The following is a 25,148-nucleotide window of genomic DNA, read 5'->3' on the forward strand; positions in this document are numbered from 1 at the left end:
TAAATATGAGTACTCAAGTTAAGCCCATTTCCTGCACAATCAAAGCCCAGCCCGCATCGCGGGGTTTAGTTCAACACATGTATATCCACAGTCCTGTGGATCTATTCGCTTTAGTTGGATGTAGTTTTGTTGGTTAAAATACTGCTGAGGGGTGGTTGATGCATGTAGGGTAGTATAGTCATTGGTTTTCGTTTTTTAGTTTTCGCTGATCAATTTACAAAACTTTACAAAAGATATAACTACGTAAACTTATTTTATTTTCGTTCTAAACAACTGATACTGGAGCCGATTGGTAGGTGCCCTGCCTGCCAGCTTTTGCTTCTTGAAAGCAAGATACAGGACACAGGCCGGCACTTGCCCGGAATCAGTGACTTTCAGCACTTAATAGAATTACAAGACGCTGTAACTACCTGATATTTGCGTCCCTGCAGCCGTGCGGCAAGCCAGAAAATCTGTTGGCTCGCTTGCCGCAGTATTGCAGCAAGCAAAAAAATGTTCTGGCTAGCTTGCTGCAGCGCTGCAACAGGCTCGCAAACTTCTTGGCTTGCTTCCCGTACGGCTGCGGCAAGCAAAAAATAAATTGGCTCACCTCTCGCACAGCTGCGGCAAGCCAGCAAACTTATTTGCTTGGCTCCTGCAGCGCTGCAACAGGCAAGAAATTTTTGTGGCTGGGCTGTCGCAGCCGTGCAACAAGCGAAAAATTTTGGTGGCTGGGTTGCCGCACGCTTGCGGCCAGGCCCTTACTCCATTGGCTTGGCTCCTGCAAGCGTGCAGCGGCAAAGTCGCGATTTGGAAACCCTCCCCTCCCGTTGACCGGCAATCCGGCAGGCTTTGAGTGCCCGGCGGGTAGATTCCGGAAAATTGGTTTTTCAGGCACCGCCTTTGCCCGCTATCTCCCGAAAAATCCATATTTTTACCAACCAAACTCACGCATTCAAAAATTAATTGTAGTTTTGCGCAATTTTTCATTTAAAAGCTGACAGATTATGGCCAAGTACTCAAACGAAGTTTCCAGAACCTTTAGTGAATATCTGCTGATTCCCGGACTGACCGACAAAAACTGTTTACCTGATAATGTTTCTTTAAGAGCTCCTTTGGTGAGTTTTAAGAAAGGTGAAAAGCCAAGCATGGAGTTAAACATTCCATTTGTTTCGGCCATTATGCAGTCGGTATCCGATGACAACATGGCCATTGCCCTGGCTCGAAATGGCGGACTTTCTTTTATTTTCGGTTCACAGCCCATTGACACGCAAGCTGAAATGGTGCGCAAAGTGAAGAAATTTAAAGCCGGTTTTGTGGTAAGCGACTCCAACCTGACACCGGAGCATACCTTAGCCGATGTCATTGAATTAATTGAAAACACAGGACACTCAACGCTGGGCGTTACAGAAGACGGCTCACCCAACGGCAAACTGCTGGGCATTGTTACCGGGCGTGATTTCCGCGTGACCAGAGATCCGCTGGACAAGAAGGTCAAAGAATTTATGACCCCTTTTGACAAGCTGATTACCGGCCAGCTGGGCATGACACTGAACGATGCCAACGATGTGATCTGGGATCACAAACTGAACAGCCTGCCCATTATTGATCAAAATCAGAATCTGCAGTACTTTGTGTTCCGCAAAGACTACGAAAGCCACAAAGAACACCCCAATGAGCTTTCGGACTCGAATAAAAAACTGATGGTAGGTGCCGGAATCAACAGCCGCGACTACAAAGAGCGTGTTCCTGCGCTGGTTGCTGCCGGTGTTGACGTGCTTTGCGTCGACTCTTCGGACGGTTTCTCGGCCTGGCAGCGCGAAACCATCGAGTACGTGAAAAAAGAATACAACGGCCAAGTGCGAATCGGCGCCGGAAACGTAGTTGATAAAGATGGCTTTTTATACCTGGCCGAAGCCGGAGCCGACTTCATTAAAGTGGGTATTGGCGGCGGATCGATTTGTATTACCCGCGAACAAAAAGGCATTGGACGTGGTCAGGCAACTTCCATCATTGAAGTGGCTGCAGCCCGCGACGAATATTTTGAAAAAACAGGTGTTTACATCCCGATTTGCTCGGATGGTGGTATTGTACAGGACTACCACATGGTACTGGCACTGGCTATGGGAGCCGACTTTTTGATGATGGGCCGCTATTTTGCCCGTTTTGATGAGAGCCCAACCCGCAAGCTGATGGTCAACAACCGCTATGTGAAAGAATACTGGGGCGAAGGTTCGAACCGTGCCCGTAACTGGCAACGTTACGACATGGGTGGCAGCACCGGTCTGAAATTTGAAGAAGGTGTGGACAGCTATGTTCCTTATGCCGGAAAATTGAAAGACAACCTGGACATTACCCTGGGTAAAATGAAGTCGACCATGTGCAGCTGTGGATCAACATCCATTCAGCAACTGAAGGAAGAAGCCCGGATTACCCTGGTTTCGGCAACCAGTATTGTTGAAGGTGGCGCACACGACGTTATTCTGAAAGATACCAACATGTAATTGCAACAGGCAACGATCATATAAAAATGCCGGGCTGATTTTTCAGTCCGGCATTTTGTTTTTAAGGCTTTGTGTTTATTCAGAAATCGATGACACATTGCGCCAAATATTGACAATTACTTTGCAGTAAAGTCTTATCAGACGGATTTTACTCTTTGTCTTGAAACAAAGAGTAAACAGAAAATTCAAGGCTGATTTTTATCTTCATCCTCCATCTTTCTAAAAGCTAAGTTCAACGAGTGATTTCCTCCTTCGTCGGAACTTCTCGTTTACACTAAGCTTTCAGTTTGATTCCGGCTTTGATAAAAATAGGCCGATCAACTTCACAAAAAAATCAAGCTAAATTAATAGTCTTTCTTTTAGGCAACTGTTATTCCTTATAATGATTCTTGTGCCTCCGGCATGTTTTTAGACTTCTTTGAAATAGTCTTTGGTGGCGTTGCAAATCGGGCACCGGTAGTCGTCGGGCAAATCTTCAAAGGGGGTTCCGGGCGGAATTCCGCGGGTAGGATCTCCCTGCTCCGGGTTATAATGGTAACCACAAATCACACACACATGGGCTGAAGCCTCCTCGGCAGGGGCACTTTCCTCAGGCGCGTCAGGCTCCGGTGTTTTCGCTTTCGCTTCGGCTTCCTCCTGCTGCAGCGTTTCCTGCTCAATGTAGGTCGGCGAATTTTTGGGTGAGAACATTTTGTATTTCTCGCGGTACACCTGATAGGTTAAAGGCTCCTCATCCAATACCACTGCACTGTCCACCACCTCGCCAATGATCAGCCAGTGCGATCCCACATCAAGGGTTTGCCGCACCTCGCAATCCAGCCAGGCCACACACTCATCCAAAACGATTGGCATGCCGGTTTTGGCCGTTTGTGTTTGCACATCCTGAAATTTATCCAAGTCCCGTCCCGACATAAACCCAAAGTTTCCAATCAGTTTAACATCGAGGTTTTGCTTCAAAACAGACACGGAAAAAGCACCGGCCTGGCGAATAACATCGGTGGTCTGATTCTTTTTGTGGCACGAAATAGCCACCTGTTCCGGCGAATTGGTTACCTGAAAGGCTGTGTTGGCAATGTAGCCTGATTTTTTGCCATCCAGCTCGGAAGCCACCAGGTACATGCCGTAGGACATCTTATGAAAAGCTTTGTATTTCATCTTCTTATCGGTTTAACGTTTATTGTTGGGTTAATGAATCGGCCTTCAGCATAAGGCTTTAATTACATAAAAATGAAGATATTTTTGCAGAATTCCACAGAAAACCCGATTCAAATTCGCCTTTTATCACTTCCGGCAGACTTCCTTAAGCCCGCAAAAACACCCCAGTCGCCCAACGGCTGCGGTGTGCCGTCTCAAACAAATCGTTAAAAATCGGGCGATTTGAGATTCCTCATTTTTTAATGAGGCTTTTTTTCACTTTTTTAGCTGATTCGAATTCAAACCCTAAAAGGAAAATTTAAATTGATACCAAATGATAAAAAAAAGTAGTTTAATTGCTTTCCTCATTGTTGCAGGCTCGGCATACAGCTGGGCATGCACCAACTTTCTGATTACCAAAGGGGCATCAACGGACGGGTCTACCATGGTAACCTATGCCGCTGATTCGCACAACCTGTATGGTGAATTGTACTTTCAACCAGCCACTGATTACCCCGAAGGGGCCACCCGCGAGATTTACGAGTGGGACACAGGCAAGTTCCTGGGAGTTATTCCTCAGGTTCCGCACACCTACAGTGTGGTGGGAAACATGAATGAATTTCAGGTAGCCATTGCCGAAACAACCTTTGGAGGCCGCAAAGAACTGTCGAGCCAGGATGGCGCCATTATGGATTACGGCAGCTTGATTTATGTAGCTCTGCAGCGCTCAAAAAGTGCCCGCGAGGCCATTCAGGTAATGACTGACCTGGTGGAAGAACATGGTTATTACAGCTCCGGCGAGTCGTTTTCAATTGCCGATAAAGATGAAGTGTGGATTCTGGAAATGATTGGTAAAGGGAAGAATGAAAAAGGAGCTGTTTGGGTAGCACTACGCGTACCTGACGGCTACATCAGCGGACACGCCAACCAGGCCCGCATCACGACCTTCCCTTTGAATGATCCTCAAAACTGCCTGTATTCGAAAGATGTCATTTCTTTTGCCCGCGAAAAAGGCTGGTTCGACGGTAAAAACAAAGACTTTAGCTTTTCGGATGTGTATGCACCCGTTGACTTCGGCGCAGCCCGCTTTTGCGAAGCCCGTGTGTGGGCCGGATTCAACAAAGTAGCCGAGGGCATGGAGCAATATACCAACTATGCCAAAGGACTGGTGGAGTACGATACTTTAACCAACTATGCCACCAACCGGATGCCCTTGTGGATTAAACCCGACCAGAAATTATCGGTAAAAGATGTCATGGAAATGATGCGTGACCACTACGAAGGCACACCGCTGGATATGACACAGGACATTGGTGCCGGCCCCTATAAACTGCCCTACCGCTGGCGTGGTTTGACCTGGGAAGTAGACTCGGTGGAGTACTGCAACGAACGGGCCATTTCAACCCAGCAAACGGCTTTCTCGTTTGTTTCGCAAAGCCGCTCGTGGTTGCCCGATGCCATCGGAGGAATCCTGTGGTTTGGCGTTGACGATACGTACAGCACCTGCTACGCGCCCATGTACTCCAGCATTACTGAAATTCCGGAGACGTTTGCGGTAGGTAACGGCGACATGCTTAACTATTCTGAAACATCGGCTTTCTGGGTGTTCAATACCGTAACCAACTTTGCTTACCTGCGCTACGACGCCATGATTGAGCACATCCGTGCAAAGCAAGCCGAAATTGAAGGCAAGTTTATCGCTTACACGCCTGCCATTGACCAGGCGGCCAAACTGCTTTACGATACACAAGGAGAAACGAAGGCGCGCGAGTTCCTGACACAATACGCTGTCAACGAAGCCAACAACATGACCGCTGAATGGAAAGAGTTATCCCACTATCTTATTGTGAAATACATGGATGGAAACGTGAAGAAAGAGAAAGATGGTGAATTCCTGCGCAATGAGCATGGAGATCCAGCCTCTCCTGAATTCCCGGGATACCCGGAATGGTGGTACAAAGCGATTATCGAAAGTACCGGCGATCACTTGAAAGTAATTGATGGCCCAACCCATTAAAAAAGGCCTGAATTGTTTTGTAAGCCAATAAATATTGTTAATTTTGCGCCAAATTATGCAATCTCTTACACTCAAGATGTGTAACATTGCTTTAAACTTTAGAAACGATGGATTTAATTAAAGTAGCCGAACAAGCTTTTGAGGTTGAGAACAACCTGCCACAATTTGGCGCAGGAGATACCATCACTGTAAACTACAAAATTAAAGAGGGAAGTAAAGAGCGTATTCAGGCTTTCCGCGGTGTAGTTATTCAGGTGAAAGGTAGTGGAACAAACAAAACATTTACTGTTCGTAAAATGTCAGGAAACATTGGTGTTGAGCGTATCTTCCCAATGACTTCACCTTTCATTGAGAGCATTGAAATTAACAAAAAAGGTAGCGTACGTCGCGCACGTATTTTTTACCAACGCGAGCGTACTGGTAAGAAAGCGAGAATCAAAGAAAGAAGATTCTAAGATCTACGTTTATAATATAAAAAAAGGCCTTCACTTGAAGGCCTTTTTTTATGCGCTAAGGTTTACGGATTCCACCAACGGGCTCCTATCCAACTTCAGAGTCAAATAGTTCGCTTTCAATAAGCAGGCAAATGGTATGATAAACAGGCAAGTGATATTCCTGAACCAGGCGTGTTGAAGTGGCAGGAACGCGAATGAGTACATCGCAATATGCAGCCATTTGGCCCCCTGTTTCACCAGTCAGTCCAATTGTTTTTAACGACTTGGCACGAGCGACCAGCAAGGCATCAAGCACATTTTGGGAGTTACCGGAGCTACTGATCGCCAGCAGCACATCGTTGGCTTGTCCGTATCCCATAATTTGTTGGGCAAAGATCAGGTCTCCGGACAGGTCATTGCTAATGGCCGTCAACAAAGCCGTGTTGCTGGCTAATGAAATTGCTGACACGCCTTGCTGCAACGTTTTAGCTAAAAATGCCCCCCGCTGCTCATCCATTCTTTTCAATTTATGCTGAAAGGAAGTCGGAAGCGGCCGTTTTGCCTCAAAACTTTTGACCAATTCACCAACCAGATGATTGGAGTCCGAAGCACTTCCGCCATTCCCACACAACAACAGCTTGTTTCCTTGGCGAAAGGAACGGATCAACAAAGAAGCTGCCTCGGAAATAGCAGGGACCTGTGATTCCAACTCCGGATAACGGTTTATCAGCTCTTTTAAGGCAGGATGATCGTTCATTCGGCTGACATTTGCTGATTGGAGTAAATAGCCACACACAAAGCCGCAAAATCGCCAATAGCTTCACCCAAAGCGGCAGGCTTCACTTGGCAAACACGCCAAGCTCCAGGGATGGCCTCTTCCTGCAAAATTCGATCAACAAAGGGCTTGAACAGCGATTCATTTCGCGCATAAATGCTGCCAATAACAATACACTCCGGGTTCAGAATATCAACCAATACAGCCAATCCTCTCCCCAGGAATTCTCCTGAAATCCGGATGATTTCCAAAGCCAAAGCATCTCCGTCAACCGCAGCCAGGGCCACTGTTTTAGCACTTAGACTTTCCCATTCTTCTTCATTCCGACAAAAGGCAATATCCTTGCCTTGTTCCCAGCTGTCGCGCACCATCTTTTGAGCCAGCTGGGCAATTCCTCCGCCACTGCAAAAACCTTCAAACGATCCAGCCTTTCCAAAGCCAACAGGGCCTTGATCAGCCAAGCGAATATGTCCAACTTCACCTCCCAAGTCATTGGTTCCGGCGTAAAGCTGCCCATTCAAAATTAAGCCTGCGCCCATTCCTGTCCCAAAAGTCAGAAACACCATGTTGCGTGTCCCCTGCCCCGCTCCCATCATCCACTCAGCCAGTGCGCCAGCATTCGCGTCATTTTGCAAGGCTGTCGGAATACCATATTGCTTGCGAAACCAATCGGTAATGGGAACCTCATCCCATCCTGGCAAATTGGGCGGCGATTGAATCACCCCTTGAACCGAGTCTAAAGGGCCACCACAACTGATTCCAATGCTCTCAAATTGTTCTTTCGGGAATATCAAGAACAGTTCTGTAATATGACGATGAAACTCCTGCAATACTTCCTCATAACCTCGCTCTTGGGTTCGCGTTGGAAACTGCACCTTCTTCAACACTTCAAATTTGGCATTGCCAACCACCACCGCACATTTGGTTCCTCCAATATCAATTCCCAGGTAATACGTTGAATTTTCCATAATCCGTTTAGTTGATTAGCTTTCGATTCATTATTTCGAATCAGCACCCCAAATTCCCAGGTAATCCATCACCGTCTGATTGCCTTTCAGTGCATTTGCTGGCAGTGGATTTTCATCGGAATAAACCTGTAATTCCTCAGGTTGAAAGACATGAACGAAACGTTCATCAAAACCATTCTTATAGGGTAGCTTGTTCAAATTCAGCTTAAGGTGGTGCGCAAAGAAGTTATAGGCAGCAGCACGTTTCGAGGGGCCATAGTCGTGTTTCTCGAGCGGCAGGTGTACATGCTCCACCCGATGAGGAACACCATACGCCTCATAAACACGTTTGACGTAAGGAAATTCAATAGCTGGCGTATTTCGGGTCCAGTCGGCTCCATTGGAGATGAGCAACAAGGGACGAGGAGCGCACAGAGCAGCAATCTCCACATTGTTGGTCTGATGATCAGCACTTTTGTGTACCGGCATTCCACTTTCGCAGACACAACCGCCAAAGAAATGGGCTGACACCTGAACCACCGGAGCAGCCACTGTTATGCGATCGTCAATAGCGGTCAACATAAAAGTCTGCGTTCCACCACCAGAGCCTCCGGTTATCCCTACACGCTCGGCATCCACGTCCGCTCGCGATAAAAGGTAGTCCAACACTCGCTGGCTATTGTATGTTTGCAAAACCAAGGCAATCGGAATATCGTGTGTGACCTGTTTCGAATCGGCAAAACCAACCATATCGTAAGCAAACACCACCGCACCCATCCGCGCGAATGCTGTCGCCCGGGTTTGTACATCCTCTTTTAATCGTTTATCAGGTAAATGTCCATGCGGACAAAGAATAGCTGCACATTTTCCATTCAAGTCAACTGGTCGGTACAAATTACCGGTAATGTAAAAGCCAGGAAAGCTCTCCAGTACAATATTTTCAACCCAATAGCCATCCATTTTCCGTGCATGGCTTATTCGAACGTTAAACTCCGTACTTCTTGGAGGCATTTGATCCAGCTGCATGCCTTCAATAAGTCCTTGCTTAATGCGATTTGCCCGCTTTTCCCACGAAGCCTGATCATGCCACTCCTGCTGAAATACAGCCATCATTTCTGCTCCTTCATCTTCGGTCCAATGACGTCCTTGACACAACAAATTGTCCTGCGCTTTCAATTGCTGTCCAGCACCTGTTATTAATGCTAAAAGAATGATCATGCCTCTTTGTTTTAACCAGTTCGTTCGATTCATGGTATTGAAGTTTAGGTATTCGTTTGATCTATTTCAGGTTCCAAGTACATGGGCCGAGCTCAAATTCTGAAAAGGAAGCTTGAAAACTTCCGGATGTGGGACTGCAAGCATAAACACCAATTCGGGCTTTTGTTGTTTCCAACTTAAAATGGAACAGACGCATTTGTTTGAACAACTTTCCATCCTCCGAATTTTCAAGATAAAAATCATTGCCGCGCCGACTCAAGCGGTACCACATCTCCCTCACCGAAGCGGGAATATCAGTACTGCTCCAATCCGAATACCCCTGTTGCGTCAATACGGCTCCCAAATGAGCATGATCCCGGGAAATGAGCTCAACCGAAGCTTTCAGCCATTGCTCGCTATTTTGATACATCACGATCCCACACTGATCGTACAAAGACTCCGCATTAGGATAAGCTGTTTTTAACTGGAATGAAAAGTCGCCAGTGACCTCCGTTACAAAAAGCGAAGCACTATCGTGACGAAATCCATAGCCCGTACGTTGCCACAAATCAGTCTGCGGTTTTGTGTGCCAGCAAACCTCTTGCTCCTCAATCGAAAACTCATCAGGCGGGTTGATCCAGTAAAAATTTGAGAATAGCTGTTTCATTTAGTTATGGTTAGGTAGTCAATTCTCCGCTTAGGATCCTCCATCGATTACAGTCGTCACGAGTTCCTCAAGTTCAGCATAATCGTAAATAATCCGGTCAGCTAAGGAATGATCTTGTCCTTCGCTGCTGGCACCGGCATAAGCCACACAATACATGCCTGCGGCTTTTGCGGCTCGAACACCATTTGTTGAATCCTCGATCACCATGCAGTCTTCCGGTGGTGTTTGCAGCAACTGTGCAGCATATAAAAATACATCAGGCGCCGGTTTACTTTTTCCAACAACACTGCTACTTACAACATGCTCGAAGAAACTCCGCAAACCGGATTTCTCCATAACAATATCAATGGTTCCCACGCTGGATGATGAAGCCACAGCCATCGGTATCCCTTGTTTCTTGATCTGTTTTAGAAGCGATACTAAGCCGGACATCGGTTCCATGTATGGCAGTCCCGAAAAGTACAAATGGGTCTCCCGGTTTTGCATAGCCACCATTTCCTCCAACTCCAGATCAAGTTGCTTATTCTCAATTATCCTGGACCACATCACATCGGTGGCTGTTCCCATAAAAAGAGCATGCTCTTCCTGCGAGATTGGGATTTGCATTTTTTCAAACATCCGTCTTTCCGACCGGATATGATGCGGTTCACTATCAACCAATACCCCATCCATATCAAAAATTATGGCTTTTGCTGAAATCATATCGATAAAAATTAAGCTGTTTTCTTTTACTTTAAAAAATAGCCAGCAAATCGGGAACAATCAAAAAAACAAAAGATTACGTTCCTAAACCTCACATTTGTTAGCTGTTTTCAATACAATATTAACTTGAGGAAGTTAAGCCGGATTAAGTAGAAAAGCAAACCTGTCACCAACGTGCTCATTAACAGAATAAATTAAGAAATAAATTCAGACAAACGACAAACAACAATTGGTGCAATAACGTCAAAGCCGTTAAAGAGAGCCAATAACTAAACTGTTGATTTTCTCAACTACTTAAAGTCCTTTCGGTATTCAGAAGGTGTTTTTTGCATAATAACTTTAAAATAATGGTTGAAATTTGCCAGGTTATTGTAGCCACATTCATAACAAATCTGGGTAATGGGCTTATCCGTCTCAGCCAAAAGCTTGGCAGCAATACCAATCCGCACACTTTTCACATACTCCATAAAAGTTTGATTGGTTTTCTTTTTAAAATAACGGCAAAACGAGCTGGGCTCCATGAAAACCAGTTTCGAAGCCTCTTTCAGGTTTATCCCTTCCTGAATGTTCTGAAAAACATATTCGTAGATCTTATTGATCTGATCCCGATCCTTATCATACGAACTGGGCAACGAAGAAGGTAAAGCCAGAAATTCACGGTCTTCAATCTTCAGCAAAAGATTAAACACCTTCAACAGCCCGATGTAGCGCTCCAGCCCTTTCAAGTCAACCATTCGCTTTAAGGTTGCCGCTACCCGTTCTGTTTTGGGGCCTTTGAATAAAATCCCACTATCTGCCTTTTTCAGCAATTCAATGACCTCTTCCAATTCCGGGATATTGAAAAAATCCGAACTGATGATGTTCTCATAAAAGTGTGTTACAATGCACTCCGGCTCCTTCCCTTTTTCGGTTTCCAATACCTCCCAGCAATGCGAAAGATTGGGACCCAGCAAGACTAAATCACCAGGTGTATAACTCGAAATATGATTTCCGATGATCCGTCGGCCTGCCCCTTCTGTAATCAAATTCAGCTCAAAATTTTTATGGGAATGCATCTGATCCGAGTTGGGATCCATCTGAAGACGCCGGGTGATGAAGGAGTGTTTGTGGGGAACAAAGATCTTTTCATAGACAAATTCCATAATACACTTTTTTAACCGTTCCTAACAAATATAGGCAATTATTGGAAAGGTTCAGGTTAAAATTCAATGCAAAACGAACAAGATACACTAAGCAATTGGTTGCCGATTGCAGTTCCTTTGTAAAGATGGGACAAGCATCCAATTTAATTGAACGGAAGCATGAACACCTTTTTCAATCAATTTGAAATGAGCATATAAACACAAATGCATGCCGAAAAAACAGTACAAGTAAATCCCACCAACAACCTATGAAAACGAACAACTATACTGAGATGAAATTACCATTAACCGGAGTGATCCCTCCTATTGTAACCCCTTTACTTAGTAATACCAAACTGGATGAAGCAGGATTGGAAAAATTGATTGAACACCTCATTGCTGGTGGTGTTCATGGCGTGTTTCTTTTGGGCACAACCGGGGAAGCCCCCAACCTGAGCTACGAGCTAAGAAAAACCTTTATCAAAAAGGCCTGTAAGCTAATCAACAACCGAATTCCGGTAGTTGTAGGAATTACGGATACCTCCATTACCGGATCGCTGGCAATAGCTGCAACAGCGCACGAAGCAGGCGCTGATGCCCTTGTTATTTCTGCTCCTTACTACCTCCCCATGTCGCAGGAAGAGATGGCAGCCTACCTGGAATACCTGGTTCCACAACTTCCGCTACCTTTTATGTTATACAATATGCCTTCCTGTACTAAAATGCATATGTCGTTAAACACAGTAAGAAAAGCCAAAGAGCTGGGAGCTATAGGAATCAAGGACAGTTCAGGCGATTTGGCCTACCTGTACGCACTCATTGAAGAGTTTAAAGATTCTCCTGAATTTTCTATCATTGTAGGAACTGAACTATTCATTCCTGAAACAATGATTAATGGCGGACATGGCGCTGTTCCGGGAGGAGCCAACCTCTTTCCCAAGCTTTTTGTTGATTTATATGATGCCAGCAAAAAGAAGGATCCGAGAGCAATTGCTGCTTTCCGCGAAAAAATCATTCAAATTGAAGACAAGGTTTACAATGTCGGGCATGAAGGTTCAAAGTACATTAAGAGTATTAAATGTGCCCTTTCCATCATGGGAATCTGCAATGGGTTTGTTGCCATGCCTTTCCGGCAATTTGGCCCCGAACAACAAAAGCAGTTGGCAGCCAACCTACAGGAAATGGTCAGTAAAAACTAAACGGTACAAACCAACTAAACTAAAAAACGACTTATGAACTTACCGGTTATCGACCTGATCGTCTTTATCATTATAACCCTTGGAAACGTCATTTTTGGAGCCAGCTTCTTCCTGAGAAACAAAACCTCGGATCAGTTTACTTCCGGCGGAGGCAAGTTGCCGGCCTGGGTGGTGGGCATGTCCATATTTGCCACTTTTGTGAGCAGCATCAGTTTTTTGGCACTGCCCGGCAAAGCTTATATATCCAACTGGAATGCTTTGGTTTTTAGCTTTGCCATCCCGGTGGCTGCGATTCTTGCGTCCCGCTTTTTTGTTCCGCTGTACCGCGGTCTTGGGAGCATTTCAGCCTACAACTACCTGGAAGTACGCTTCGGTAGCTGGGCTCGTATTTATGCTTCAACCTGTTACATTTTAACGCAAATGATGCGAACCGGGGCCATTCTGCTGCTCCTGGCCCTCCCCCTCAACGCCTTATTTGGCTGGAACATCAAAACCATCATTATTGTCACCGGTATCGCGGTTACGGTTTATTCCATGATGGGAGGAATTCAGGCGGTGATCTGGACCGATGCCATTCAGGGAATCATCCTGATTATTGGTGCTTTGGTTTGTGCAGCTGTTTTAACCTTTTCCATGCCGGAAGGGCCGGCACAGGTATTTGAAATTGCTGCAGCCAACGATAAATTTAGTCTGGGCAGTTTTGGCTCCAGTCTGGCCGACTCCACCTTTTGGGTTGTGCTCATTTACGGGCTGTTTATCAACCTGCAAAACTACGGCATCGACCAAAACTTTGTTCAGCGCTACATGACTACCAGCTCCAATAAGAAAGCCCAATCATCGGCTTTATTTGGCGCCCTACTGTATGTTCCTGTTTCGCTGGTCTTCTTCTACATCGGAACCGCCTTGTATTCATACTATACTGCCCAGCCCAACCTGTTACCCGCCGAACTGCAGGATCCCAGTGCCGGCGACAAGGTATTTCCTTATTTCATTGTAAATGGGCTTCCACGCGGGATTACCGGCTTGCTCATTGCCTCTATTTTTGCGGCTGGAATGAGTACGGTATCAACCAGCTTGAACAGCACCGCCACCATTGTTTTATCCGACTACTACCAACGCTACATCAACAAGCAAGCCTCTGAGAAATCATCGATGACTGTGCTTTACATTTCATCGATCGTTTTTGGAAGCCTTGGGGTCATTATCTCCTTGACACTTGTTGGTGTTGAAAGTGTTCTGGATGCCTGGTGGTCATTGGCCTCCATTTTTAGCGGCGGCATGCTCGGCCTGTTTTTACTGGCATTTATGTCGAAAAAAGTACGCAATATTGACGCACTCATTGGGGTTATTCTGGGAGTCCTGATCATCGTTTGGATGAGCCTGTCGCCCCTCTATTTCAATGATGAAGATCTCCTGGCTTTTCGAAGCCCTTTCCATAGTAACCTGACCATTGTTATTGGAACACTCGTTATTTTTCTTGTTGGCTTTCTGAGTATGAAGCTATTCAACAAGAAACAAACTCAACCTGTTTAACTGATTAATAAACTGAACAATGAAACACCTGCTAATCCTAGTCCTGTTGCTGACGACATTTTCGGGCATCGCGCAAAACCTGTTCAATAGCGATCAAGCCATCGTAAAATCAGAATTTATCTACCAGTCCGCTGACGTTCCTTTTCCAAGTTGTCATGCTTCCACCATTGAACAAACCGATGAAGGACTCATTGCTGCCTGGTTTGGAGGCACTGCCGAGAAAGATCCCGATGTGGGGATTTGGGTGAGCCGCTGGACGAACGGCAAATGGACTAATCCCAAGGAAGTGGCCAATGGCATTCAGCACAAAGACCTGCGTTATCCTACCTGGAACCCGGTTTTATTCAATACGGGTAATTCCATCGAGCTTTTTTACAAAGAAGGCCCCAACTGTTCTGACTGGTGGGGAGAAGTAATTAGCTCAACGGATAATGGGAAAAGCTGGTCGACACCCGAGCGCCTGCCCGAAGAAATCTGGGGGCCCATCAAAAACAAGCCGGTACGCCTGGCCAATGGCGATCTGCTCTGTCCTTCAAGCACTGAGCTTACCGGCTGGCAGGTGCACATGGAAATTACTTCGGATATGGGAAAAACCTGGGAGCGGACCAAATCCTTAAATGACGGTAAAGATGTTGGTGCTATCCAGCCAACCATCTTGATTCATCCGAATGGCAAACTGCAGGCTTTGTGCCGCAGTCAAAATAAACAGATATTATCGACCTGGTCGGAAGATAACGGCCGCAGTTGGACCTCCTTAACTCCCATTGAGCTGCCCAACCCCAACTCAGGCATTGATGGCGTTACCTTAAACGATGGCACACATGTGTTGATCTACAACCACGTCAAACCTGCTGAATCATGGGGCGATCGCAACATCCTCAACCTGGCTGTATCCAAAGATGGCATCAACTGGGAAGCAGCGGTTCTGCTTGAAAACGATTCCGATCCGGATTCTGAATATTCCTATCCAGCCGTCATTCAAACCCGGGATGGCATGATTCACATCACCTACACCTGGAACCGAAAGCTAATCAAGCATGTGGTGGTCGATCCCAAAAAATTAAGCACCAAACCCATTAAAAACGGACAATGGCCCAATCGTTAAAATCCGCTTAGAACCGACGCAATGAAAACCAATAAACCGATTATTCTCAAAGGATTTTTTCTCCTAAGCTGTGTTGTGCTGACTCTCATTTGCGGGGCTCAACTCAATGAGTCCAATCAGCTTACTAGAGTTCAATACAACCATACAGGCCTGCATGCCGACCTTGGAGTCGGGCTGTGGGCCTGGCCTTTTCCGGTTGATTTTGACAACGACGGAGACCTCGACTTACTGGTCAATTGCCCCGATAAGCCTTTCAACGGGCTTTGGTATTTTGAGAACAATGGGAACGCCCCAAACGAGCTGTTGTTTAAAGCCCCTGTTTGGTTGGCTGAGAGCAAACGAAACCTGCAACTATCGGTGATCGACAATGAAATCATGGCCATGACTCCCGGGGTTGTTTACCGCGATTTTAAGCATTCCTTCTTTCAAAAGCCGGATACCATCATTTCGGAAAGCTTTTACAAGCACCTTGTCAAGAAGGCCCGTTTTAACCTCTGGCGTCAGGTTGATTATGACCTGGATGGCGACCTGGATTTAATCCTTGCTATTGACGATTGGACGGACTATGGCTGGGACAATGCCTTCAACGAAGCAGGTGTTTGGACCAACGGCCCGCTGCATGGAACCGTTTACCTCATCGAGCAGGAAGCCGCCAATACGTATAAAAAGCCCGTTCCGGTTTTAGCGGGAGGCCAGCCGATTGACAATTACAGCATTTCAGGGGCGCTTTTCGAAGACTTTGATGGTGATGGTGATCTGGACCTGATTCTTGGGGAATTTGTCGATCGATTAAGCTGGATTGAAAATACGGGAACACGCAAGCATCCGAACTATGCCACGCCTGAGTTTCTGAAAATCGAGGGAGAAGTGCTTCACCTGGATTTGGAAATGATCGTGCCCACTGCTGCTGATATGGATCAAGACGGACACATGGATTTGATTGTAGGCATTGAGGACGGGCGCGTGGTCTATCTTCGAAATACCGGAAAAACCAATTCCGATGGCCCGATCTTTCAAAAGCCGAAATACCTGCGCCAGGAAGCGCAACACCTGAAATTCGGCGCACTGGTTACGCCCTATAGCGTAGATTGGGATCAGGATGGCGATGAGGACTTAATTTGCGGGAACACTGCCGGCCACATTGGCTTCATCGAAAACCTCGATGGCGGAAATCCGCCGCAATGGGCCGAGCCCAAATACCTTCAGGCCGATGGCAAAACCATTCTTATTCAAGCCGGAGAAAACGGCTCCATCCAAGGGCCTGCCGAAAAGAAATGGGGCTATACAACACTGTCCGTGGTGGACTGGGACAACGATGGGCTGCTTGATATTCTTTACAACTCCATTTGGGGGAAAGTTGGCTGGTTCAAAAACATTGGCGTTCCCGGCAAACCGGTTTTGGCGGCTTCTCAACCGCTGGAAGTTGCCTGGCCAGGCGACAATCCCAAACCGGCTTGGAACTGGTGGAGTCCGGAAGGAAACACCCTGGCAACGCAATGGCGAACGACACCGCTTGGCTACGATTGGAACCAGGACGGACTGATGGATCTCATCATGTTGGATCACGAAGGTTACCTTTGCTTTTGGGAGCGTTTTGAAGAAAACGGCCAGCTTCACCTGAAACCCGGGCAACGCCTGTTCACCGCTGCTGAAGGACAAGCTTTCAATGATAAATTCACCAATGACAAAGACGGTTTACTACGCCTCAACACCAGGGAGGCCGGAGGCTCGGGACGCAGGAAATTCTGCATCACCGACTGGGATAGCGATGGTTTGCCCGACCTTTTGGTCAATAGCATAAACGTTAATTTCCTGCGGAACAAAGGCACTCACAATGGCCGGACAGTTCTAGAAGATATGGGCTCGGTCTCCAAGCACCGGCTAGCCGGACACACCACTTCGCCGACCCTTGTTGATTGGGACAAGAATGGCATCCCCGATCTTTTAATTGGAGCGGAAGACGGGCATTTTTACTACCTCGAAAATCCACATCAAAACAACCAACAAAAATAAGCGCATCATGAAACGAGCCAACTCCTTACAACAAACGGGTCGAATGCTTTTAGCTGGTGTATTCCTGTTGGGTACAGTTGCTACAGGCAAAACCTCGACCGCCCAAAATTCAGCCCCAACCAATGCCGAAAAGCTGGGGTTCCCCAAGGGCCAAAAGATCCTGCTGCTGCACTCCGACGATGCCGGGATGTGTGAAGAAGCCAACCTTTCGGTGATGGCCTATTCCCTGAAGAACCACGTTCAATCGGCGGCCGTGATGATGCCCTGCCCCAACGCAGAAGAAATGGTGGCCTGGGCCAAGAAACATCCGCAAGCCGACATCGGTGTTCACCTGACGCTGACCAGTGAGTGGAAAAGCTATCGCTGGCCCCCCTTGGCTCCGGCTGCTGATGTTCCCGGATTGATTGATCCCCAGGGAAAACTTTGGCCCGAAGTCATTGATGTGGTTCGCCATGCCAGCCCCGAAGAAGTAGAACAAGAGATTCGCGCCCAGATTGACCGCATGCTTGAGCTTGGGTACCAACCAACGCATATCGATACGCATATGGGAACGCTCTATGGCTCGGCCGAATTTTTAACCGTATTCTTGAAAGTGGCGCAGGAATACCAGATTCCGGCAAATGCCATCGACCTCTCCAACCCCAAGGTAGCCGCCTACTACAAGCAAGCCGGCTATCCCATTTCAGCGGAAACCATTGCCCAGCTGGCCGCCTACCAACTTCCGAAGCTCGACAACTTTACCAGTGTCCCCAAAGGCTCAAGCTACGAAGAAAAGAAGGCCAACTTCTTTCAACTGGTCAACGCGCTCGATCCCGGGCTTACCGAGATCATCTTTCATCCGTCCATTGAAACCGACCACCTTAAAAGCATTACCGGCTCGTGGCAACAGCGGGTTTGGGAAGCCAAGATGTTTTCCGATCCGGAGGTCATCCGGTTTTTTAAAGATCACGGCATTGTGCTTACCACCTGGCGAGAAATCATGAAGCGTCATCAATCCAACAACTAAAAAAATATGCGCCCTTTTCTAAAAAGTTCCGTTCTCCGCCTCGCAGTCCAGTGCTGGAAGCCATTGGCAGACAAGCTTCCGGCAAGCAATAGACCATAGGAAAAAAACGACTCAGGGCTGAGTTTAGTTAACCCGAAACAAGCTCGCTCCCCTTCTACCCGCCTCAGAACCGGCGAAAGGTTTAACTTGTATTTTCAAATCATTTCTATTGATAAACATATTTTATATATTCGGAGTGGTAAATTTGTTTAAATGAAATATAACAGGCATAGTTGATGCTCATTAGTTAAGGGTCATTATAATTGGATTAAAAATGAAATAAACTAAAACCAAATAAACATGGATAAAGAACATATTTTTATACATCACTCCATTTACCCCAATGCAGCAGATATTTTCAATATCGAATTGTTGCCTTTTGAAAACATAAAGGATGATTGCATTTATGTTTTGGATACCAATGCACTATTAATTCCATATTCGACAAGTTCTGCTGGATTTGATGAAATCAAAAAAACGTTTACTAAGCTTATAAAAAATAATAAACTCCTAATTCCGGGGCAAGTAGCACGAGAATTTGCGAAAAATAGACCTGAGAAAATAAAAACGTTATTTCAGCAACTAAGCAGAATTCGCAATAAAGTAGAAAAACCTACAACTGGACAATATCCTTTACTTGAAAAGCTTGATGAATATAATGAAGCTGTAACTCTGGAAGAAGAAGTTACAGAAGTGCAGAAAAAGTATTCTAAAAAAATTGGGGAAATATTGGATAAAATAAAAGAATGGCGGTGGAATGACCCTATTTCTCAAGTTTATAATCAATTATTTAGTCCAGATACAATTTTCGAGCTAGAAATAGACAAAGAAGCAATTGCTAAAGAACTTGAAAGAAGAAACAAATACTCAATACCACCAGGGTTTCAAGACAAAAATAAACCAGATGAGGGCATTGGAGACTTATTAATTTGGCTATCAATTTTAGAAATATCCATTGAAAAAAATAAACACATTGTATTTGTTTCAGGAGATGAAAAAAACGATTGGTTTCACCGAAGTGAGAATCAATCTTTATATCCAAGATTTGAATTGCTAACTGAATTCAAAACCAAGACTGATAATAAATCATTTCATATAATTAAACTGTCACAATTATTGACAAGTTTTGAAGCTGATGAATCTGCAGTTAAGGAAGTAGAAATAAAAGAACGAACGTCAACTGTATTTTGGGGAGATTATCGTGTCTTTATCCGAAAAGCAGAGGAATTAGTAACCAAATGGCTTGTTGATACTGAACCGCAAAGTGAAATTATTAGGAATAATGGATATCCCAACTTGATACTCAAAGATAATGAGAAAACAGAAGGGATTAAAATCTTAGTAGTCAGAAGCGGTAGAAGTTTTCAACTTTTACCAAGATTTACCGAGCAATTTCACAAAGCATATTATGATGTTTCAAGTGGGCGCTTTAACTGCTTTAGATTAATTATTGTTGGAATGTCCTCAGACTTTTCATCAGAATATATAGACGACATAATCACAAGACAGTCTAATAAATACAAAAATGAGTTCATAAGAATTACCATCGGCCTAATAAATGACATTGGAGAATTTGAAATGTTAAATAGCTACCCATAACAAATTGTTTATGGCAGGCGGGGGTTTTAGCGGTCTGACAAGTCAGACCTTTTGCCCACTCTCCAGCGGCTCTGACTGGATTTCTTTTCGAAATTCCGCACGAACACATAAAAATGACCATTAGCAATGAGTTAAAAACGAACAGCAAATAATGAAAGATTACTTTCGAGACGATATAACTATTAGTTTAGACATAGAACCCCATAAAGATGTCCTAAGAGAAACTTTTGGAGAGGCTTTGTCAAATAGTAACTATGATTCCAGATTGATCTATAACCAACGAAATCCAGAATATTTACAATTAACCATATACTACAATCAATCAGATTATTTATTTGAAAAGTTTGAACTATTAAAGAAAAATGGGATTTCCATACTCAGCCTCATTAAGCCAAAAATAACCACTCGCCAATGGGAGTATCCAGATATTTTAGATTTTTCGCAAAGTACTATAATTGATATTCAGGAAAGCCACTATTGGGAGCACAACAAAAAACCTGTTATTATCACAGTTGACAATGCAACAATATTAGTTAATGGAAGCTACGTGGGAGACGGAAGATTTCAACTAACAAAAAACGTATTCCAACATCTTGACGAATACATTACTTATGGTGGTTTAGGAAGACATAGATGGGATGACAAATTTATTGAGAAAGATGTGAATCGAAAAACAACCTTCGGACCAATAAATTTTATTTTATCATTTGAACATTTTTACGAGCAAACATATTCGAAACAAAATATTAATATTCTTAGAGATGCTTATTTGACTCTTTCAGATGGTACGAAAAGACTAACAGATAATGAACTTATTCAAATTGGAAAATCTCTTTGTTTATTAATGTCATTTTATTGGAATAAGCCCATTGATTTCTTTATTGCCAATATACGTGTTAATAATATTAAAAATTATAAAACCAGAAAAATTCTAAAATATTCCGACCATTTCATAGATGATTCCCAAGACTTTCTCTTGAAGAAAAAATTTAAAACATTTTATGACTTTGCAGAAAGTGTTGATTATGGAAAATTTTCAGCAAACTCTGACATATTATCCGAAATAATACCTCGAATTTTAAAAACGAAGAATGTTGATGAGATCTCTTCATTTATGGTATTATATAACATTATTGAAAAAATCAGGAATTATTTCCTTACAACTCCATTTGACGGAAAACAATTTACAATTAAGGAGGAATTCGATTTTAAAGTGAGTAAGAAAAAGACAAATCAATTCATTAAAAATAAAATCAAGGAAATAAGAGAAATTGTAGCTGATGCCGATGTCGAAGGATTTGAGAACAAGGCTAGTGACAAAGTAACATTCATAAGAAAAACAGGATTAAAAGACCAATTTGATAGTCTTTTAACCTACCTCGAGTTAGAACCGAAATCATATGATATAGACTTTGTAAGTCTTATAAGAATCAGGAATAATATATATCATGGAAAATTACCTGAAGAAAATATAGAACCACTCATAACGCAAATGATAAATCTAGTGAATGATATGATATTAAAAATGACAATTAATTAAGCCCCAATGCTAAAACTATGTATAAGTAATGGCTGGCAAGTGCTAAATATCAATGTCAGTTACCCGCTAAAACTACTCAACGATTTATCAGCAAAATGGCACGCAACCAGCTACTATTCTTATACTCTCCGTTAGCAGTAATATTGCCAAACAGGGTGTAAAGTAATATTACAATATTTTGAAATTTATCTTAAAAAATATTTCAGCCTTTGACTTTTTTGAATTTCTAAATTCAGAGGTTAAGGATGTTTGTACATTTCATAAATCTATGGATGATGTTTCAACTATAGATATTAGAGAATTTATAAATAAAAAAGCAACCGACATCAAGGCTTTTATCTCGAATAGTATTACAAATAACGCCGAACTTATCACAAGACGTATAGATGACGATAGTTATTCATATTATCTTGACAAAGTGTATGGAATAACCAAACATAGAAATGAAGCAGAGAAAGAATTGGATAGAATGGATAGATTCTTCGAAAGCCTTAATAATACTGTTTCATACTTGAAAATAATCGACTCTTTGTATGATTCTACTGTCAATATCGAAATCAATGACTTAGATGAAAAAACCGATTTCATTTTAAGCAAACTAAATGATTTATTTGGAGATGAGTTTTTTTCAATTGAAACAATATTAGATTTAAATGATTTGCCATTTAGACAGGATGAATCAAAAGAAATAGCAAGCAACCTAAGCAAAAGAGGTTATGTAATCTTACAAAATAGCAATTTTTATAATTCAACAGATTTTTGTAAAATATCAGTAAAAGGTTCATTGTATATATCAAGAAAAGTTAAGCAAAAACAAAAAACCTACACAAAAACCCAATTAGACAAGCGCTTAGATAATATCGTCGAGCATTTAGAAAAGATAGGATTAGGACAAGAAGTAATTTTTGATGAAATAGAAGAACTTCGAAAATTACAACATAAACTCTCAAAAAAATCTTGGTCTCAATTGCTTAAAGGTAAACTTGTTGACTTGGCCCTAAATAAAATAATAAATATTGAGACGGTAAGTTCAATTTATACATACTTAACCAACAATGATTTTAAAATGTTAAAATAAAACACTACCGCCAATATAGTAGACGATCCCGACTAAAATAGCCGGGGATGCGCTTCTCGATATTCACTCCACAATAAGCAACCTCCAAAAATACAACTGACCCAGTTTATTGAACACTACCTTCATTATTCGAGCATCAAAACCCCTTGGTTAGGGCATCAACTTTGTTGGTTGGCTTGTCAACTTCTTCGGTTGGGTCATCTACCGCTCTGGTAAACACGTTTACCTCTCTGGTAGCCTCATTTACTTCTCTGGTAAGGTCATTTACCTCTCTGGTAGACTCATTTACCTCTCTGGTAAGGTCATTTACCTGTCTGGTAGAGTCATTTACCAACTAAACTTGTCAGAAAAGGAGGTTTTTGACTAAAAAAGAGCAAAAAAGCTGTTTTATAGGTTATTTTGGGGGTCTACCCCCTTCAAATGGGCTTCTACCCCATCAAAATTGCTTCCTACAAGCTCTAAACGGCAGTCTATCAATACGGCTACCTCGCCACAAAATATGTTCGATAACAGGCTCAGGGATTGAATCATGCCTTTTAATTTTAAGTGAAGAGCCGTAATTTGTATCATAATTATCAACCTGATTAAACAATTAAAACGTACAACGATGACCACCAAATTTAATTTTAGCTTTGGCACACTGACACAACGTGCCGACCGCATTGACAGCCTGCTGCTGCGCGATGCCGCCGAATTTGCCGCGCTGGGCTACGAGGATAGCTACCGTGCCGATCTGAAGGCCAATGTAGACGTCTTTCGCCAGTTGCCTTCGGACGACTACTGGCTGGGGCAGCAAATGCTGCAAACCGAGGCCAAGAAGAAAGCCCTGGAAAGCCTGACCGACCAGTTGATTAACCTGCGTTTCCGGGCCAAACTGGCTTTGGGAGAGCAATCGGTGGATTACCGGGCGCTGCGCTTTGGCAAAATCCAAACCATGAAGGAGCAAGACCTGATTATTTTTGCACACCATGTAAGTACTACCTGCCGCCAGATGCTGGATAAACTGGACCGCCCAAACATTACCGAAGAGATGCTAACCAACCTGGATACGACCACCCGGCAGCTGGACGATGCCATTGATGAGCAAAAGAAAATGATTTCGAACCGGGAAGCCAAGACGTTTGAGCGCGAAGAGAAAGCCAATGCCATTTACACGCAGATAGCCGAGATTTGCGAGGTGGGCAAAAAGATTTGGGAAGAAAGAAACGAGGCCTATTACAACGACTACGTGATCTACGGCTCGAAGGAAGCCATTGAAGAAGATGAAGAAACCGAGGCCGAAGAATCGGCAGAGTAACTCGGATTGAGATAACTCATGGTAAAAAGCTCCGGAAACGGGGCTTTTTTTTGGCCCGAAAAGTCAGGAGCCCCTTCCCGCTCCGATGAACGGGCTGTCAACAAGCGACAACAAAAATCCCCTTAAGATGAAAGCTGAGTCCATCTTAAGGGGAAGTTTTTGCAATGCCTATTGCCAAAAGCGCAAAAAGTACCGGGCTAGCGAATCCTTAGCAATCAGCAATACCTAAGCTACTTAAGCTTAAAGGCATCTGCCAGCAATTGGTAGGAACGCAGCCTTGCTTCGTGGTTCGAGCTTAAGGTGTGTATCATTAGCTCGTCTGTTTCATACGCTTCACCGATCTGCATCAACCAATCGTGCACTTGATCCGGCGTTCCAATTAAAACACGCGGCGGCTGTTGTGGATTAGTCAGCATTTCCGGTTCGCGAAGTCCGCCAAGCAGGCGAATGGCCGTATCTTCATCCTCCAGCAAGCTCTGAATATCGCCCGTACTGCGCAGGCGATGCTCAAACAGCTGAAAAGGTGCCGACAAGCGGTTGGCTTCTTCTTCCGTTTCCGCCACAAACACATTGAGCGCCAACATTAATTCCGGCTTTTGCAAGCCCGAAGCCTGTTTTGCCGGAGTAAACTGCTGGTGGTAGATTTGTGAAATACCATACGACTGCATGGGATTGATGAAGCCCGAGAAGGCATAGCGTAAGCCCAGCTTAGCGGCAGCCATGGCACTCCACGAACTCGAGCCCAGCAGCCAAAAGTTCGGGCTGCTCCCATTGTTGTACGACTGAATTTGGGAAAACGGGCTATCCCCCTCAAAACTGTTGTTCATCCATTGCACTAATTCCTGAAGCTGCTCTGCCGAGTCATCGGCACTGGGCCGGTAAGCTGACCGATGTCGCTGCAAAGCCAAATCGCTCACGGGACCGGTGGTTGCCCGGCCAATTCCCATGTCAATACGCCCGGGAAATAAATCCTCCAGGGTATTGAACACTTCAGCCACTTTAAAAGGACTGTAATGGTTCAACAGCACCGCTCCCGAGCCAACTTTAAGCTGGCTGGTTTGTGACGCAACAAGTGGAATCAGCACTTCCGGGCTTCTTCCGGCTGCTGTCCCTGTCGCATGATGTTCGGCCATCCAAAAACGGGTGTACCCCCATTCATCCACCTTCTTTGCCGTATCCAGGGTGTTCATTAAAGCCTGATGCCGATCACCCGATGGTGGAACAACGGATAAATCCAATGCGGAGAGTTTCATGCTTAGCTC

At 44.3% G+C, this 25,148-nt stretch carries 21 protein-coding genes; 13 read left to right on the forward strand and 8 right to left on the reverse strand.

Annotated features, from left to right (window positions below):
• Positions 1–464: 464 nt before the first annotated feature.
• Together Q1A18_RS15985 and Q1A18_RS15990 are read left to right on the forward strand one after the other, a co-directional pair.
• Positions 465–980 (forward strand): hypothetical protein, encoded by a 516-nt coding sequence (locus Q1A18_RS15985; RefSeq protein ID WP_299582852.1) that lies wholly within the window; start codon positions 465–467, stop codon positions 978–980.
• A gap of 6 nt (positions 981–986) precedes the next feature.
• Positions 987–2,483 (forward strand): IMP dehydrogenase, encoded by a 1,497-nt coding sequence (locus Q1A18_RS15990; protein WP_299582855.1) that lies wholly within the window; start codon positions 987–989, stop codon positions 2,481–2,483.
• Between the two features lie 408 nt (positions 2,484–2,891).
• Here the strand turns inward: Q1A18_RS15990 and Q1A18_RS19135 are convergent, their stop codons facing one another.
• Positions 2,892–3,638, reverse strand: coding sequence for a flavin reductase (locus Q1A18_RS19135; protein ID WP_363322896.1), 747 nt, complete (start codon positions 3,636–3,638; stop codon positions 2,892–2,894).
• Between the two features lie 313 nt (positions 3,639–3,951).
• Between Q1A18_RS19135 and Q1A18_RS16005 the strand changes: the two genes are divergently transcribed.
• Together Q1A18_RS16005 and rplS are read left to right on the forward strand one after the other, a co-directional pair.
• Complete coding sequence (locus Q1A18_RS16005; protein WP_299582858.1) at positions 3,952–5,634, forward strand: C69 family dipeptidase; 1,683 nt, start codon at positions 3,952–3,954, stop codon at positions 5,632–5,634.
• A 107-nt stretch (positions 5,635–5,741) separates the two neighbouring features.
• The gene (rplS, locus tag Q1A18_RS16010; protein ID WP_299582861.1) at positions 5,742–6,089 is read left to right on the forward strand and encodes a 50S ribosomal protein L19; all 348 of its coding nucleotides are present in this window, start codon (positions 5,742–5,744) and stop codon (positions 6,087–6,089) included.
• A gap of 85 nt (positions 6,090–6,174) precedes the next feature.
• On the opposite strand, the gene Q1A18_RS16015 is transcribed toward rplS, so the two are convergent.
• From Q1A18_RS16015 to Q1A18_RS16040, 6 genes are all read right to left on the reverse strand, one after another.
• Entirely contained in the window at positions 6,175–6,825 is a 651-nt protein-coding gene (locus tag Q1A18_RS16015; RefSeq protein ID WP_299582864.1) for an SIS domain-containing protein, read from the reverse strand.
• Positions 6,822–7,811, reverse strand: a complete 990-nt coding sequence (locus Q1A18_RS16020; protein ID WP_299582867.1) for an ROK family protein — start codon at positions 7,809–7,811, stop codon at positions 6,822–6,824. The genes Q1A18_RS16015 and Q1A18_RS16020 overlap by 4 nt, the downstream gene beginning before the upstream one ends.
• Before the next feature lie 30 nt (positions 7,812–7,841).
• Complete coding sequence (locus tag Q1A18_RS16025; protein WP_299582870.1) at positions 7,842–9,041, reverse strand: hypothetical protein; 1,200 nt, start codon at positions 9,039–9,041, stop codon at positions 7,842–7,844.
• 28 nt (positions 9,042–9,069) lie between these two features.
• On the reverse strand, positions 9,070–9,654 hold the full coding sequence (locus Q1A18_RS16030) for a DUF1349 domain-containing protein (RefSeq protein ID WP_133466251.1): 585 nt from the start codon (positions 9,652–9,654) through the stop codon (positions 9,070–9,072).
• Positions 9,655–9,684: 30 nt separating this feature from the next.
• Positions 9,685–10,356 carry an HAD family phosphatase gene (locus Q1A18_RS16035; RefSeq protein ID WP_133466252.1) on the reverse strand — a complete coding sequence of 224 codons (672 nt, stop codon included), beginning with the start codon at positions 10,354–10,356 and terminating at the stop codon, positions 9,685–9,687.
• A 290-nt stretch (positions 10,357–10,646) separates the two neighbouring features.
• Positions 10,647–11,498, reverse strand: coding sequence for an AraC family transcriptional regulator (locus tag Q1A18_RS16040; protein ID WP_299582883.1), 852 nt, complete (start codon positions 11,496–11,498; stop codon positions 10,647–10,649).
• Between the two features lie 272 nt (positions 11,499–11,770).
• On the opposite strand from Q1A18_RS16040, the gene Q1A18_RS16045 reads away from it, so the two are divergent.
• From Q1A18_RS16045 to Q1A18_RS16085, 9 genes are all read left to right on the forward strand, one after another.
• On the forward strand, positions 11,771–12,676 hold the full coding sequence (locus tag Q1A18_RS16045) for a dihydrodipicolinate synthase family protein (RefSeq protein ID WP_299582886.1): 906 nt from the start codon (positions 11,771–11,773) through the stop codon (positions 12,674–12,676).
• A 33-nt stretch (positions 12,677–12,709) separates the two neighbouring features.
• Positions 12,710–14,209 (forward strand): sodium:solute symporter, encoded by a 1,500-nt coding sequence (locus tag Q1A18_RS16050; RefSeq protein WP_299582889.1) that lies wholly within the window; start codon positions 12,710–12,712, stop codon positions 14,207–14,209.
• Between the two features lie 19 nt (positions 14,210–14,228).
• Positions 14,229–15,314: a sialidase family protein gene (locus Q1A18_RS16055; protein ID WP_299582892.1), complete on the forward strand. Its 1,086-nt coding sequence runs from the start codon at positions 14,229–14,231 to the stop codon at positions 15,312–15,314.
• A 21-nt stretch (positions 15,315–15,335) separates the two neighbouring features.
• Positions 15,336–17,327: a VCBS repeat-containing protein gene (locus tag Q1A18_RS16060; protein ID WP_299582895.1), complete on the forward strand. Its 1,992-nt coding sequence runs from the start codon at positions 15,336–15,338 to the stop codon at positions 17,325–17,327.
• Positions 17,328–17,334: 7 nt separating this feature from the next.
• Positions 17,335–18,333: a polysaccharide deacetylase family protein gene (locus Q1A18_RS16065; RefSeq protein ID WP_299582898.1), complete on the forward strand. Its 999-nt coding sequence runs from the start codon at positions 17,335–17,337 to the stop codon at positions 18,331–18,333.
• A 339-nt stretch (positions 18,334–18,672) separates the two neighbouring features.
• Positions 18,673–19,971, forward strand: coding sequence for a PIN domain-containing protein (locus Q1A18_RS16070; RefSeq protein WP_299582901.1), 1,299 nt, complete (start codon positions 18,673–18,675; stop codon positions 19,969–19,971).
• A 151-nt stretch (positions 19,972–20,122) separates the two neighbouring features.
• Positions 20,123–21,511, forward strand: a complete 1,389-nt coding sequence (locus tag Q1A18_RS16075; RefSeq protein WP_299582904.1) for a hypothetical protein — start codon at positions 20,123–20,125, stop codon at positions 21,509–21,511.
• Positions 21,512–21,689: 178 nt separating this feature from the next.
• A complete protein-coding gene (locus tag Q1A18_RS16080; protein WP_299582907.1) occupies positions 21,690–22,589 on the forward strand; it encodes a hypothetical protein in 900 nt (299 codons plus the stop codon).
• Between the two features lie 607 nt (positions 22,590–23,196).
• Entirely contained in the window at positions 23,197–23,886 is a 690-nt protein-coding gene (locus Q1A18_RS16085) for a hypothetical protein (protein ID WP_299582910.1), read from the forward strand.
• A gap of 230 nt (positions 23,887–24,116) precedes the next feature.
• Here the strand turns inward: Q1A18_RS16085 and Q1A18_RS16090 are convergent, their stop codons facing one another.
• Positions 24,117–25,139: an MsnO8 family LLM class oxidoreductase gene (locus Q1A18_RS16090; RefSeq protein WP_299582913.1), complete on the reverse strand. Its 1,023-nt coding sequence runs from the start codon at positions 25,137–25,139 to the stop codon at positions 24,117–24,119.
• Positions 25,140–25,148 lie beyond the last annotated feature (9 nt).

Origin of the sequence: uncultured Sunxiuqinia sp. (genome assembly GCF_947495665.1) — a bacterium.
Taxonomy (GTDB): Bacteria; Bacteroidota; Bacteroidia; order Bacteroidales; family Prolixibacteraceae; genus Sunxiuqinia; species Sunxiuqinia rutila.